Annotated in this window: 11 protein-coding genes; 6 read left to right on the forward strand and 5 right to left on the reverse strand. The window is 71.9% G+C overall.

The features are described from left to right. Positions 1 to 19 precede the first annotated feature (19 nt). Complete coding sequence (gene acnA / locus HA039_RS07080) at positions 20 to 2734, reverse strand: aconitate hydratase AcnA (RefSeq protein ID WP_167025420.1); 2715 nt, start codon at positions 2732 to 2734, stop codon at positions 20 to 22. 260 nt (positions 2735 to 2994) lie between these two features. Between acnA and HA039_RS07085 the strand changes: the two genes are divergently transcribed. Then, a complete protein-coding gene (locus HA039_RS07085) occupies positions 2995 to 3528 on the forward strand; it encodes an SMI1/KNR4 family protein (protein WP_167025423.1) in 534 nt (177 codons plus the stop codon). 54 nt (positions 3529 to 3582) lie between these two features. Here HA039_RS07085 and HA039_RS07090 read toward each other — a convergent pair whose 3' ends face one another. Both HA039_RS07090 and HA039_RS07095 read right to left on the reverse strand, forming a co-directional pair. Further along, positions 3583 to 4065: a WapI family immunity protein gene (locus tag HA039_RS07090; protein WP_167025426.1), complete on the reverse strand. Its 483-nt coding sequence runs from the start codon at positions 4063 to 4065 to the stop codon at positions 3583 to 3585. 56 nt (positions 4066 to 4121) lie between these two features. Beyond that, positions 4122 to 4721 carry an SMI1/KNR4 family protein gene (locus HA039_RS07095; RefSeq protein WP_167025429.1) on the reverse strand — a complete coding sequence of 200 codons (600 nt, stop codon included), beginning with the start codon at positions 4719 to 4721 and terminating at the stop codon, positions 4122 to 4124. 30 nt (positions 4722 to 4751) lie between these two features. Here HA039_RS07095 and HA039_RS07100 point away from each other — a divergent pair, with 30 nt between their 5' ends. Together HA039_RS07100 and rph are read left to right on the forward strand one after the other, a co-directional pair. Next, on the forward strand, positions 4752 to 5192 hold the full coding sequence (locus tag HA039_RS07100) for a hypothetical protein (protein WP_167025432.1): 441 nt from the start codon (positions 4752 to 4754) through the stop codon (positions 5190 to 5192). A 168-nt stretch (positions 5193 to 5360) separates the two neighbouring features. Next, entirely contained in the window at positions 5361 to 8006 is a 2646-nt protein-coding gene (rph, locus tag HA039_RS07105) for a rifamycin-inactivating phosphotransferase (RefSeq protein WP_167025435.1), read from the forward strand. Between the two features lie 31 nt (positions 8007 to 8037). On the opposite strand, the gene HA039_RS07110 is transcribed toward rph, so the two are convergent. Together HA039_RS07110 and HA039_RS07115 are read right to left on the reverse strand one after the other, a co-directional pair. Then, positions 8038 to 8682 carry a histidine phosphatase family protein gene (locus HA039_RS07110; RefSeq protein ID WP_167025438.1) on the reverse strand — a complete coding sequence of 215 codons (645 nt, stop codon included), beginning with the start codon at positions 8680 to 8682 and terminating at the stop codon, positions 8038 to 8040. A gap of 36 nt (positions 8683 to 8718) precedes the next feature. Next, positions 8719 to 10218 carry an FGGY-family carbohydrate kinase gene (locus HA039_RS07115; protein WP_167025441.1) on the reverse strand — a complete coding sequence of 500 codons (1500 nt, stop codon included), beginning with the start codon at positions 10216 to 10218 and terminating at the stop codon, positions 8719 to 8721. 155 nt (positions 10219 to 10373) lie between these two features. On the opposite strand from HA039_RS07115, the gene HA039_RS07120 reads away from it, so the two are divergent. The 3 genes from HA039_RS07120 to HA039_RS07130 all read left to right on the forward strand — a co-directional run bounded on the left by HA039_RS07120 (position 10374) and on the right by HA039_RS07130 (position 13752). Continuing rightward, positions 10374 to 11171, forward strand: a complete 798-nt coding sequence (locus tag HA039_RS07120; protein ID WP_167025444.1) for a DeoR/GlpR family DNA-binding transcription regulator — start codon at positions 10374 to 10376, stop codon at positions 11169 to 11171. A 42-nt stretch (positions 11172 to 11213) separates the two neighbouring features. Further along, complete coding sequence (locus HA039_RS07125) at positions 11214 to 12230, forward strand: 2-hydroxyacid dehydrogenase (protein WP_167025447.1); 1017 nt, start codon at positions 11214 to 11216, stop codon at positions 12228 to 12230. A 70-nt stretch (positions 12231 to 12300) separates the two neighbouring features. Beyond that, positions 12301 to 13752, forward strand: a complete 1452-nt coding sequence (locus tag HA039_RS07130) for an FGGY-family carbohydrate kinase (RefSeq protein ID WP_167025450.1) — start codon at positions 12301 to 12303, stop codon at positions 13750 to 13752. Positions 13753 to 13843 lie beyond the last annotated feature (91 nt).

Raw genomic sequence — 13843 nt, forward strand, 5'->3', positions numbered from 1 at the left:
CTTCGTGCACCGCGGCTCTCTACTTGCGGATCAGGCTGCGGAGCACGTACTGCATGATGCCGCCGTTGCGGTAGTAGTCCGCCTCGCCGGGGGTGTCGATGCGGACGACCGCGTCGAACTCGACGCCGGTGTCCGTGGTGACCTTGACCGTACGCGGGGTCGTGCCGTTGTTCAGCTCGGTGACGCCGCTGAAGGAGAAGGTCTCCTCGCCGGTCAGGCCGAGGCTCAGCGCCGAGGCGCCTTCCGGGTACTGGAGCGGGAGGACGCCCATGCCGATCAGGTTCGAGCGGTGGATGCGCTCGTACGACTCGGCGATGACGGCCTTGACGCCGAGGAGCGCGGTGCCCTTCGCGGCCCAGTCGCGGGAGGAACCGGAGCCGTACTCCTTGCCCGCCAGGACGACGAGCGGGATGCCGGCGGCCTGGTAGTTCTGGGAGGCGTCGTAGATGAAGGAGACCGGGCCGCCCTCGGCGGTGAAGTCGCGGGTGTAGCCGCCCTCGGTGCCCGGCGCGATCTGGTTGCGCAGGCGGATGTTGGCGAACGTGCCGCGGATCATGACCTCGTGGTTGCCGCGGCGGGAGCCGTACGAGTTGAAGTTGCGGCGCTCGACGCTGTGCTCGGTGAGGTACTTGCCGGCCGGGGTGTCGGCCTTGATCGCGCCGGCCGGGGAGATGTGGTCGGTGGTGACCGAGTCGCCCAGCTTGGCGAGGACCCGCGCGCCCGCGATGTCGGCGACCGGGGTCGTCTCCATCGTCATGCCCTCGAAGTAGGGGGGCTTGCGGACGTAGGTGGACTGCGGGTCCCACTCGAAGGTGTTGCCCGTCGGGATGGACAGCGCCTTCCACTGCTCGTCGCCGGCGAAGACGTCCTTGTAGGACTCGTTGAACATGTCCTGGCCGATCGCGGAGGCGACGACCTCGTTGACCTCGGCCTCGGTGGGCCAGATGTCTTCCAGGTGGACCGGCTTGCCGTCCTGGTCAGTGCCGATCGCGTCCCGGGTGATGTCCACCTTCATGGAGCCCGCGATGGCGTAGGCGACGACCAGCGGCGGGGAGGCCAGGTAGTTCATCTTGACGTCGGGGTTGATGCGGCCCTCGAAGTTGCGGTTGCCCGAGAGCACGGCGGCGACGGCGAGGTCGGCCTCGTTGACCGCCTTCGAGATCTCCTCGTCCAGCGGGCCCGAGTTGCCGATGCAGGTCGTGCAGCCGTAACCGACCAGGTTGAAGCCGAGCTTGTCGAGGTACGGCGTGAGGCCGGCCTTGTCGAAGTAGTCGGTGACGACCTTGGAGCCGGGCGCGAGGGTGGTCTTGACCCACGGCTTGCGGGTCAGGCCCTTCTCGACGGCCTTCTTCGCGACGAGCGCGGCGGCGACCATCACGTACGGGTTGGACGTGTTGGTGCAGGAGGTGATCGCGGCGACGGTGACGGCGCCGTGGTCGATCTCGTACGTCGAGCCGTCGGGGGTGGTGACCAGGGTCGGCTTCGTGGGGACGCCGTTGCTGCTGGCCGGCGAGTCTGAGGCCGGGAAGGACTCCTTGCCCGCCTCCTCGTCGTCCGTGACGTAGTTCTTGACGTCGTGGGCGAACTGGGCCTTGGCGTCGGCGAGGACGATGCGGTCCTGCGGGCGCTTGGGGCCGGCGATCGAGGGGACGACCGTGGCGAGGTCGAGCTCCAGCTTCTCGGAGAAGTCGGGCTCGGCGGCCGGGTCGAGCCAGAGGCCCTGCTCCTTGGCGTACGCCTCGACCAGCGCGACCTGCTGGTCGGAACGGCCGGTGAGCTTGAGGTACTTGATGGTCTCGTCGTCGATCGGGAAGATCGCGGCGGTGGAGCCGAACTCCGGCGACATGTTGCCGATGGTGGCGCGGTTCGCGAGCGAGGTGGCGGCGACGCCCTCCCCGTAGAACTCCACGAACTTGCCGACGACGCCGTGCTTGCGCAGCATCTCGGTGATGGTGAGGACGAGGTCCGTGGCGGTGGTGCCCGGGGTCAGCTCGCCGGTCAGCTTGAAGCCGACGACGCGCGGGATGAGCATCGAGACGGGCTGGCCGAGCATGGCCGCCTCGGCCTCGATGCCGCCGACGCCCCAGCCCAGCACGCCGAGGCCGTTGACCATCGTGGTGTGCGAGTCGGTGCCGACGAGGGTGTCGGGGTACGCCTGGCCGTTCCGGACCATGACCGTACGGGCCAGGTGCTCGATGTTGACCTGGTGGACGATGCCGGTGCCGGGCGGGACGACCTTGAACTCGTCGAACGCGGTCTGGCCCCAGCGCAGGAACTGGTAGCGCTCCTTGTTGCGGCCGTACTCCAGCTCCACGTTCTGCGCGAACGAGTCCGGCGTACCGAACTTGTCGGCGATCACGGAGTGGTCGATGACCAGCTCGGCCGGGGCCAGCGGGTTGATCTTCGCGGGGTCGCCGCCGAGCTCCTTGACGGCCTCGCGCATGGTGGCGAGGTCGACGACGCAGGGCACACCGGTGAAGTCCTGCATGATCACGCGGGCCGGCGTGAACTGGATCTCCTGGCTCGGCTGGGCCTGGGAGTCCCAGCTGCCGATGGAGCGGATGTGGTCGGCGGTGATGTTCGCGCCGTCCTCGGTGCGGAGCAGGTTCTCCAGCAGCACCTTCAGGCTGTACGGGAGGCGCGCGGAGCCCTCGACCTTGTCCAGCTTGAAGATCTCGTACGACTCGTCACCCACGCGCAGCGTGCTGCGGGCGTCGAAGCTGTTCGCCGACACGACAGTCTCCTTCATCAATGTGCGCGTTCTACCGCGCCGTACCTCAGATGCGGCAACCGCCGCGTGATGCCGCCACGACCCCTCGCCATCCGCTAAGGTAAGACTTACTTAGGTAACCCTCACCGGTCGGGCGACTCCGGTACGCCTTCGGCATATATCTCGATGTCGAGATAACTCTAGTACATGACCGCCCAGAGGTCATGCCCGGACCCGCCTGAGCGCGGTCCTCACCCGATCCGGCCGATCGCTAGCCTGTTCGCATGACGTCGAGCGAAGATCGCCACTTTCCCGCCCCGCTTGCCAGTGCGATGGCCGTTCGGCTCGACCACGTCGGCGTGGACGGTGTCGACTTCGAGCCGTTCACCACCTTCCTCACCGCCGACGAGACAACCGACTGGTTCCGGGCATGGACCGGCAACCGCGAGCTGAGCGGCGACGAGTTCCGCGTGTTCGGCCAGGACGGCACCGGTGGATACGCCGCGTTCTGGCTGGTCCGCCCGGATCAGCCACTGACCGAGCAGCCCGTCGTCTTTCTCGGCTCGGAAGGCGAGACCGGCGTCGTCGCCCGCGACCTGGGCGCCTTCCTGTGGTTGCTGGCCGCCGGCGTCGGCCCGTGGGAAGCGGCCACGTCACACGATCCCGAGCCGGGCTGGACCCCCCACCCCAACCGGGACCTGACGGCCATCGCGGCACAGTTCGCACCTGACCACCGCGCGTCCGCCGCCGCCGTGATCGAGCAGGCCACCGGAGAGTTCCCGGACTTCGACGACACCCTGATGAACCTCTGCCGCTGAACCTGAGCGCCCACGGTCATTCCTGCCCATCGTCTCCTGCTGAGTTGGCTCTGATCAGCGGGTGGGGAACGAGGCCAGAGCAAAATCCCACTGGTCAGCCGCGCGAAGCAGAGCAGCTGCGTCTACCTGGGTCTCGACGAAGTACTGGTAGATGTCTGCGCCGTTCTCACCCTGCTGCCATGGGGGTGCCGCCTCCATGGACAGGTGCACGCGAATCACCGCACCGTCCTTGCTTCGATCGCAGAGGCTGAAGGCCAGAACCGGCTCGACGAACCACGTCTCCGGGGACAACGAACCGTCGGGACCAGGTCCGGTCACCGCAACCGTCCCCGCCGCCACGCCGCGCAGCCACGCGGACACCCGGCGGGCTTCATCGATCAGCAGACAGGGATCGGTGAAAGTCCAGGTGCCCTCCGGAGTCGTCACCGAGCCGCAGATGACCAGCCAGTTGTCATCGTACGAGTCGCCGCGGACTGCGGAGAACTGGTACCGCAACGGGCAAAGCTCGACACTGCTTGCCTGATCAGCCAAAAGCATTGCCAAAGGGTGTCACAGGCCTCGTCGACGCCGCGTCGGCCCTCATGACATCCAACTCAGTCGCTCCAGGTCAGATCGCCGGCGGCGTCCACGACAGCTACGCATGGTGGTTGGGTGCCGGCGTGGGTGGTGTGGTGGAGGAGGGCCGGGGTGCCTGATTCGAGGGCGTGGGCGGTGTCCTGGAGCATCGCGGCCACCGAATGCCACAGCGGTACTCCGAGTACCCACGTCTCGTGGTCCCAGAGGAAAACCGCGCCGTAGGAATCGCCGGGCCGTAGGTCGACGACCAGTCCGTCTCCGCCGGGGCTGAGGGCGATCGGGAGGAAGGATGGGTGAAAGCGCGGTTCCGGTTCGCCGTTCGCGTCGAGGGCGTCGCCTTCCTGTTCCGCGACCAGCAGCCAGATCTCCCGCGTTTCCAGGGCCTCCTCCAGATCCACAGGGGCGAAGCCACCGGGGATCCAGTCGTCGGCAGCGACCCGGTCCAGGGTCCACCACTCGCGCACGTCGGCGGGGAGTGTCAGCGCGAGGTCCGCCTCGACCGCGCGGAGCCGGCCCGCGTCGGCTGCCGCCCTCATGGGTCTCCACCGCAGCCGGTCCGCACACCAGGCGTCGATGCGTTCCCACGACTTCCGTACTTCATGATCGATCGAGGTCATGGCCGAGAGTCTCTCAAGGAGTAGGGCTTCGTGAGGGACGGGCTGAGCGCGGTGCGCCGGCCGCCGTTCGCGGGCGGTGGTGACGTTGTCGCCGGTGAGTGGGGGGTGGTCGTGCACCCCATGTACGACCCGGCCCGCGGCGACTACGACCTGATCGACCACCGGAAGCTGTGCCCTCCCGGGGCCGAGCTGGTCGTGTTCGTGCCCAACCCGTGCGTCGCCAAGGCGCACGGTCCCCAGGCGTATCACTACCGGGACGGCCGGACCGTGTCCTGCGTCGACTACGAGGCCCCAGCAGAAGTGGGTGCGTACTGGCCCAACGAGCTTGCTCCCGTCATCACCGACGCCGGGCTGGCTCTCGACAACGAGGAGCAGCTGACCCGGCTGATCAGTGACCACTTCGGGCTGCCCCCGCTGGACCGCGGCTCCCTGGCGGTGGACCGCGACCTCGTCGCGGCCCACGAGGGATAGGACGCGCTCGGTCTTCCGCGCTCCGGCAAAAGCGAAAGGCAAGGAGAGCGCTGTCTCCTTGCCACTCTCAAGGTATAGCGCACAGGGGGGCTTGCCACAAGGCCCCGGGGGCGGCGCAGAATCGGCGGCCGAGGCTACAACCTGCGGGAACGGGGCGACGAGGTGCGCGTGAGCGAGCGGTATGTGCGGGATCTGGGCGACGTCGACGGGGCGGACGTCGCCCTTGTCGGGGGGAAGGGCGCGCAGTTGGGGGCGCTGGCGCGGATCGACGGGGTCCGGGTGCCGGGGGGCTTCTGTGTGACGACGGACGCGTTCCGGCGGGTCGTGGCGGGCGTGCCGGCGGTCGGCGAGCGGCTCGACGCGCTGGCGCGGATCGATCCCGACGACCGGGACGGGATCGAGGACGGGATCGAGGCGATCCGTACCCTCAGCGCGGAGATCCGCCTGATGGTGGAGGGGGCCGCCGTACCGGACGATCTCGCGGCGGAGATCACCGACGCCGTCGGCCGCCTCGGTGAGGGGGCCGCCTGGGCCGTACGGTCCAGCGCCACGGCGGAGGACCTGCCGACGGCGTCGTTCGCCGGGCAGCAGGACTCGTACCTGAACGTCGTGGGGCCCGCGGCGGTCCTCGCGCACGTCCGCCGCTGCTGGGCCTCGCTGTTCACCGAGCGGGCCGTGGTCTACCGGCGGCACCAGGGCATCGACGACCGTACGGTCCGCATGGCCGTCGTCGTGCAGCGGATGGTCCTCCCGGACGCGTCCGGCGTCCTGTTCACGGCCGACCCGGTCACGGGCCACCGGAGGACCGCCACCGTGGACGCCGGCCTCGGCCTCGGCGAGGCGCTGGTGTCCGGGCTGGTGACCCCGGACGTCTTCACGGTGCGGGACGGCGAGGTGGTCGCCCGGTCGATCGCCGTCAAGCGGCGGGTCGTCCGGGCGCTGCCGGGCGGTGGTACGGAGGACGCCGCGGTCGACGCGCGGCAGCAGGAGCGGCCGGCGCTGACGGACACTCAGGTGGTACGGCTCGTAGGGCTCGGGCGCCGGATCGAGGCGCACTTCGGCCGCCCGCAGGACATCGAATGGTGCCTGGCGGGCGACACCTTCGAGATCGTGCAGAGCCGGCCGATCACGACGCTGTTCCCCGTCCCGGAGGCCGACGACCGGGAGAATCACGTGTACGTCTCCGTCGGCCACCAGCAGATGATGACCGACGCCATGAAGCCCCTGGGGCTGTCCGTGTGGCAGCTGACCGCCATGGCACCCATGCGGACGGCCGGCGGGCGGCTGTTCGTCGACGTCACCCGGCGCCTCGGCCCGCCCTCGGGGCGCGCCGCTCTCCTGGACCTCATGGGGAGGGGCGATCCGCTGGTCAGGGACGCCCTGGAGACGGTCCTCGGTCGCGACGACTTCGTACCGTCGCTGCCGGACCCCGCTCCCGCCGGACCGCCGGCGGGCGCGGCGCCCGCCCCGGGCGAGCCCGATCCCGGCCTTGTCCCCGATCCCGCCATTGTCCCCGAACTGATCCGGCGCTCCGAGGCCTCCCTCGCCGCGCTGGAGCGCGACATCCGGACGCGGACCGGCCCGGCCCTCTTCGACTTCCTGCTGGAAGCCTTCCAGGAGCACAAGCGCCTCCTCGGTGATCCGCTGAACCTCCGGGCGATCATGGCGGGGATGGAGGCCACCTGGTGGCTCAACGACCGGCTGTGGGAGTGGCTGGGCGAGAAGAACGCGGCCGACACGCTCACCCTGTCCGCCCCCGGCAACATCACGTCGGAGATGGGGTTGGCCCTGCTCGACGTCGCGGACGTGATCCGCCCGCTGCCGGAGGTGCTGGCCTTCCTGCGGGACGCCGGGCACGTCGGGGACGACGTGTTCCTGGACGAGTTGGCGAAGCGGGCGGGCGGGACCGAGGCGCGGGAGGCCGTCGAGGCCTACCTCGACCGGTACGGCATGCGCTGCGTCGGCGAGATCGACCTCACCCGGCCGCGCTGGCGCGAGCGCCCCACGACGCTCGTGCCCCTGCTCCTCGACAACGTCAGGAACTTCGGGCCGGGCGCGGCCGGGCTGCGCTTCGAGGAGGGGCGGCGGAAGGCCCTGGAGAAGGAGCGGGACGTGCTGTCCCGCCTGCGAGCCCTGCCGGACGGGGACCGGAGGGCGGAGGAGGCGAAGCGGATGATCGACCGGGTCAGGACGTTCATCGGGTACCGGGAGTACCCGAAGTACGGGATCGTCAGCCGCTACTTCGTCTACAAGCGGGCCCTGATGACGGAGGCCGAGCGCTTGGTGCGGGCGGGCGTGCTGGCCGAGAAGGAGGACGTCTTCTTTCTCACGTTCGAGGAGCTGCACGACGTCGTCCGGACGGACCGGGTGGACGACGGGCTCGTACGGGAGCGGAAGGATGCGTTCCGGTCGTACGAGGCCCTCACCCCGCCCCGGGTGCTCACCTCGGACGGCGAGGCCCTCACGGGGGCGTACCGCCGCGACGACGTGCCGGACGGGGCCCTGGTCGGCCTGGCGGTCTCCGCCGGGACCGTGGAGGGGCGGGCGCGCGTGGTGCTCGACCTGGCGGAGGCCGACCTCGAAGCGGGCGACATCCTGGTCACGACGTTCACGGACCCCAGTTGGTCGCCGTTGTTCGTCGGGATCGCGGGCCTGGTGACGGAGGTCGGCGGTCTGATGACCCACGGCGCGGTGATCGCGCGGGAGTACGGCCTGCCGGCCGTCGTGGGCGTGGACCGGGTCACCCGCCTGATCCGGGACGGGCAGCGGATCCGCGTGCACGGGACGGACGGGTACGTCGAGTTGCTGTCCTGATGAAGGGGGACGGCGGGCTGCGGGGAACGGCTCAGCGCCCGTCCGGTGCGCCGGTCGGCACGTTGTACGAGAGCAGGGCCGCCCGGTCGCCGGTCACGCGCAGTTCGGTGACGGCGCAGTTGCGCAGGCCCGGGAGGGTGCGGCGGTAGTCGCGCTTCGGGATGCCGGTCAGGTGGCAGAGGACCAGGCGGAACAGCGTGTTGTGCGCCACCACCAGGATCCGGCCGCCCGGGTGGGCCGCCGCGAGACGCAGGAGGGCCGCCGCGCCCCGGACGGCCGCGGCCCCGGGGTCCTCGCCGCCCGGTAGCGGGTGCGCGGCCGGGTCGTGGCGGAAGGCCTCGGTCTCGTGGGGGTGGGACGCGTCGAGTGCGGCGAGCGTCCGGCCCTCGGCGATCCCGAAGTCCAGCTCGACCAGGTCCGGTTCGACCACGACGGGCAGCCCGGTCGTCCGGGCCGCGGGGGCCGCCGTGCGGCGGGCGCGCGAGAGCGGGGACGTGACGATCGCGTCGAGGCGGGCCCCGGCCGCCCAGCGGCCCAGTGCCTCGGCCTGCTCGGCCCCGAGCGGTGTCAGGCCGATGTCGCTGATCCCGGCGTAGCGGTTCTCCGCGTGCCACACCGTCTCGCCGTGGCGGGCCAGGAAGAGGGTGGTGGGGGCGGGAGTCGGGGGCGTGGTCATCTCTCTGCCGTCATCCTTCTCGTCATCCTGCCGTCCTCATCCTTCTGTCCTCGCGTACGCGGCGGTTTCCGGGGGGAGCCAGCCCCGTCGTTCCAGCTCGTCGACCAGTGTCCCGAACGCTTCCGTGAAGCGGTCGTGGTGGTCCCGGCGGGGTTCCAGCGTCGTACGGATACGGACCATGCCCCGGGCCACCGGGCCGCCGCCCCGTACCCCGTACGCCGCGAGCACCGCCATGCCGAGCGCCGGGTCGGTGAGTTCGGGGATCGCGGCGGCCCGGCCGAGGACGTCCGCGCGCAGCTGGTTCCAGTACGCGCTGCGCGTGGCGCCGCCGGTGAAGGTCACCGGGCCCTCGACGGGGGCGCCGAGCATGCGGACGTACGCGAGGCAGAGCCGTTCGGTCAGGGCGACGCCCTGGAGGAGCGCCGCGTGGTGGTCGGCGTCGTCGGCCGGCGTCCTGAGCACGAACGCCTCGGCGCCGGGGGCCAGGAACGGGAAGCGTTCCCCGCGTGAGACCAAGGGGTACGCGACCGTGCTCGCCGGCTCCCGCGCGGCGGCCCGCTGGTCGAGCTGCCCGAGGTCGGCGCCGGGGAACGTCCGGGTCAGGATGCCGGCCCCGACGCTGGAGGCGCCGCCGGGCAGCCAATTGCCGTCCGGGGAGCGGTGGTTGTAGACGACACCCGCGGGGTCGTGGAGGGGGGAGGCGGTGACGCCCTTGAGGACGAGGGTGGTGCCGAGGACCGAGTTCCACTGCCCGACCTCCCAGGCGCCGGAGCCCAGTTGGGCGGCGCACCCGTCCGTCATGCCCGCGACGACCGGCGTGCCCTCGGCGAGGCCCGTCGCCTCGGCGGCCTCGCGGCCCACCGTACCGAGCGGGGCGCCGGGTGCCACCACGTCGGGGAAGTCGAGCCCCGACAGCCCGAGTCGGTCGTGCACGGCGGTGGGCCAGGTGCGGGTCAGCAGGTCGTACCCGGTCTTGAGGGCGTGGCTGGAGTCGGTCGCCACGCGGTGGCCGACGAGGCGGCCGGTGACGAAGTCCGCCTGGTGGCAGACCCGGGCGCCCCGCAGCCGCGCGGGGTCGGCGGAGCCGCCGGCCGCCGCTTCGCCCTGTCCCGCGCCGGTGAGCCAGAGGAGTTTGGCGAGGGCCCAGCTCGGCTGGATACGGATGCCGAGGGACCGCCAGACGTCGGCGGAGGTCTCCTGGGCGTGCCGCGCCTCGGCCGCCGCCCGGCTGTCGTCGTACATGAGGGCGGGGGTGAGGGGGGTGCCCTCGGCGTCGGTGAGCAGGACGGTGCCGGACGTGCTGCACACGGCGATGCCCCGCACCCGGGCGGCCGGGACCTCGCGGAGGGTCCGGCGGAGGGCGGCGGTCGCGGCGGTCCACCAGTCGGCGGGGAGCTGTTCGTGCCGGTCGCCGTCGCGGTGGCCGGTGAGGGGGGCGGAGCCGCGGCCGCGTACCTGTCCGTCGTCGGTGACGGCCAGGGCGCGGACGCCCTGCGTCCCGAGGTCGAGCCCGACCCACACGTCGTCGTCGTACACCCCTGCCTGCCTTCCCGTCCCGGTTCCCGGTGTCCTCACGACGCGGATCGCGGCGTTCGCACCCCGGGGCTTTTCACACCGTGACCACGGCGTACATCAACAATCTATGTTATATCCTCAGAGCTTCATGTTATTGGTGAGGAACAGGACCGGGGATGTCACAGGACAAGAGCCAGCTCGGCCCCGCACAGCGCCGCCGCGAGATCTCCGATCACGTACTGACCGAGGGATCGGCGTCGGCGGCCGACCTGGCGGAGCGGTTCGGCGTGAGTCCGATGACCATCTACCGCGACATCGACGAGCTGGAGCGCGAGGGGGTCCTGCGCAAGTTCCGCGGCGGGGTGACCGCCCAGCCGTCCGGTGTGTTCGAGAGCAACGTGGCCTACCGCAAGAAGTCCATGCGGCCGGAGAAGGAGGCGATCGCCGCGAAGGCCGCCACCCTGGTGGAGCCCGGCATGTCGGTGATGATCGACGACTCGACCACCGCGCTGGAACTGGCCCGGCTGCTCCCCCGGTTCGAGCCGCTCACCGTCGTCACCAACTTCCTGGAGGCGCTGAACCTCCTCTCGGGGGAACGCGGTGTGCACCTGATGGCGCTGGGCGGCGACTACGACCCGCTGCACGACTCCTTCCTCGGCGTGCCGTGCGTCGAGGCCGTCGAGGCGCTGCGCGTCGACGTGTGCTTCGTGTCGACGTCGTCGGTGGTCGGCGACCACGCCTTCCATCAGGAACAGCGGATAGTCGCCGTCAAACGCGCGATGCTCGCGGCCGCCGGCCGTAAGGTGCTGATGATCGACCATTCCAAGATCGGCAGGACCGCGCTGTACCGGCTGGCGCCGCTCTCCGCGTTCGACCTGGTCCTGATCGACGACCGCACTCCGCCGGACGTCCTGCGCTCGCTCGACGAGAGCGGCGTCCCCTACGAGATCGCCCCCGTCCGAGCCCCCGCCTGAGCCCCGTCCCGACGGCACCGCCACGACCAGGGAGAGTCCACGATGAAGATCCTCGCCGCCGGCGACCATTTTGTCGCCCCCGACCTCTTCGCCCGGGAACTGACCGCCGAGATCGGTGACGGCCATACGATCGGCGAACTGCTCCTGCCCTGGCCCCTGACCCCGTTCGGCCCGGTCTCCGAGGTGGTCGAGGCGTCGGGCGACGAGTCCGCGCTCCTCGCCGCCCTCGACGGCGTGGAGGTCTGCGTCACCCAGATGGCCCCGGTGACCAGGAAGGTCCTCGAAGGCGCCCCCGGGCTGCGGCTGGTGGTCGTCGGCCGGGGCGGTCCCGTGAACGTCAACCTCGACGCGGCGAAGGAACGCGGCGTCCAGGTCTGCAACACCCCCGGGCGCAACGCGGCAGCCACCGCCGAGTACACCGTCGGCCTGCTGCTGGCCACGATGCGCCGCATCCCCGAGACGTCGGCGGCGCTCGCCGCCGGCCGGTGGGCGGGCGAGTTCTACACGTACGACAACTGCGGGCCCGGTCTGGACGGCGCCCGGGTCGGGCTCGTCGGCTGCGGCGCGGTCGGCAGCCGGGTGGCGCGGGCGCTGGGCGCCTTCGGCGCCCACGTGCGGGTGTACGACCCGTACGCGGACCCGGAGTCGCTGCGCGAGGTGGGCACGCCCGTCGCCGACCTGGACGAGCTGCTGCGTACCTCCGACGTCGTGTCGCTGCACGCCCGGCTCACCCCGGAGACCCGGGGGCTGCTCGGCGCCCGCGAGCTGGCGCTGCTGCCCGAGGGCGCGGTCGTGGTCAACTGCGCGCGGGGCGCACTGCTGGACGAGGACGCGTTGTGCGACGCGCTGGAGTCGGGGCGGCTGGCGGCGGCCGGGCTCGACGTGTTCGCCGTCGAGCCGCCGCCGCCCGGGTCCCGGCTGCGGTCGGCGCCCCGGCTGGTGATGACACCCCATCTGGCGGGGGCCAACACGGCGGTCGCGCACAACGCGGCGCGCACGGCCGCGGCGGAAGTGGGCCGGTTCCTGCGCGGCGAGCCTCTCGCCCACCGCGTCGTCTGAGGCTTGACTGGTCGTCAGGGGTCAGGGCGCGGGAGGCCCGGGATCCGCGGGGCACGACAGAGGAGGCACGGTGTTCGTCGGACTGGACATGGGAACCTCGGTCGCCAAGGCGGCGGCCTTCGCGGAGGACGGCACCGCGCTGCGCGTGGAGTCGACCCCGATCTCGCTCGGCGGCCGGGGCGAGCGGGTCGAGCAGGATCTCGAAGAGGTGGTACGGGCCGCCGCGCACGTCCTCGCGGCGGTGACCGACGGCGGGGCGCCGGACCTGGTCGCCATGACCGGCCAGGGGGACGGGCTGTGGCTGGTGGACGCCGGGGGACGGGCCGTCCGCCCCGCGATGTCGTGGATGGACGGCCGGGCCGGCGGCCTGGTGGCGGGGTGGATGGCGGACGGTACGGCGGAGGTCCTGTACCGGCGGACGGGGAACGTCCTGTTCCCCGGCTCCCCGGGACCGCTCCTGGCCTGGCTGGACCGCAACGAACCGGAGTCCCTGGACGCGGCCACGACCGCCGCGTGCTGCAAGGACGTCCTGCACCTGCGCCTGACGGGCGAGCGCGGCACCGACCTCTCGGACGCCTCCGTCCCCTTCCTCGACCCGCGCACCCGCGCCTACTCCCCCGAGGCGCTCGCGGCCCTGGGCGTCGCGCACCGCGCGGACCTGCTGCCGCCGATCGCCGCGACCCTGCCGTACGGAAAGGCGCACGGCCGCACGCCAGGCCTGCCCGCGGGGACGCCGGTCACCTCGGGGCCGTACGACCTGCCCGCGACCGCGATCGGCGCGGGCGTGACGGAACCGGGCGACGGGCTGCTGATCGTCGGTACGACGCTGGCGTGCCAGGTCGTGGTGGAGAGCGTCGCGTTCGACGCGGATCCGGTGGGCTTCCATCTCGCGACGGCGCGGCCCGACCGGCACATGAGGGCGCTGCCCGCGATGACCGGCACGGTCGCGCTCGACTGGGTGCTGGGGATGGTGGGCGCCACGCACGACCAGGTGTCCGGGATGCTGGACGAGTCGCCGCGCGGCGCGAACGGGGTGGCGGCGCTGCCGTACCTCTCGCCGTCCGGCGAGCGCGCGCCGTTCGTGGACCCCACCGCGCGGGCGGAGTTCACCGGTCTCGACCTGCGGGCTTCCCGCGCGGATCTGGTACGGGGCATGTGCGAGGCGATCGCCCTGGCCGCGCGGCACTGCCTGGAGGCGGCGGGGCTCACGGGCGAGCTGGCCATCAGTGGTGGCGGGACGCGCAGCCTGTCGTGGCTGCGGCTGTTCGCCGACGTGCTGGGCCGGCCGCTGCGGGTGGCCCGGGGGCCGGAGCCGGGCGCGCGGGGCGCGATCCTGGCCGCGATCGCGGCGCGGGGCGGCGAGCTGGGGCGGGGCGTCGACGTGGCGGCGTGGACGGCTCCGGAACTGGTGGTGGACCCGGATCCGGAGGCGGTCGAGTACTACGACAGGGCGTACGTGGACTACCTGTTCCGGGTCGCGAGCGCGCGCGAGCGGTGGCGGGGGCCGGCGGAGGAGCGGTGAGGGCGGGGGCTGGAGGCTCGGGGCTGGAGCCCGTCCAGGGCCTGGGCCTGGGGGCTTCGTCCAGCGCCTGTCCGGTGGGTCGTGGTCAGCG

It is taken from the genome of Streptomyces liangshanensis (assembly GCF_011694815.1).
Taxonomy (GTDB): domain Bacteria; phylum Actinomycetota; class Actinomycetes; order Streptomycetales; family Streptomycetaceae; genus Streptomyces; species Streptomyces liangshanensis.

Bases quoted from the DNA above. Each gene is read 5' to 3' on its own strand.
- HA039_RS07110 (WP_167025438.1), bottom strand. From the start codon at position 8,682: ATGACCACGCCCCCGACTCCCGCCCCCACCACCCTCTTCCTGGCCCGC.
- HA039_RS07120 (WP_167025444.1), top strand. From the start codon at position 10,374: ATGTCACAGGACAAGAGCCAGCTCGGCCCCGCACAGCGCCGCCGCGAG.
- HA039_RS07090 (WP_167025426.1), bottom strand. From the start codon at position 4,065: ATGCTTTTGGCTGATCAGGCAAGCAGTGTCGAGCTTTGCCCGTTGCGG.
- HA039_RS07125 (WP_167025447.1), top strand. From the start codon at position 11,214: ATGAAGATCCTCGCCGCCGGCGACCATTTTGTCGCCCCCGACCTCTTC.
- HA039_RS07085 (WP_167025423.1), top strand. From the start codon at position 2,995: ATGACGTCGAGCGAAGATCGCCACTTTCCCGCCCCGCTTGCCAGTGCG.
- HA039_RS07095 (WP_167025429.1), bottom strand. From the start codon at position 4,721: ATGACCTCGATCGATCATGAAGTACGGAAGTCGTGGGAACGCATCGAC.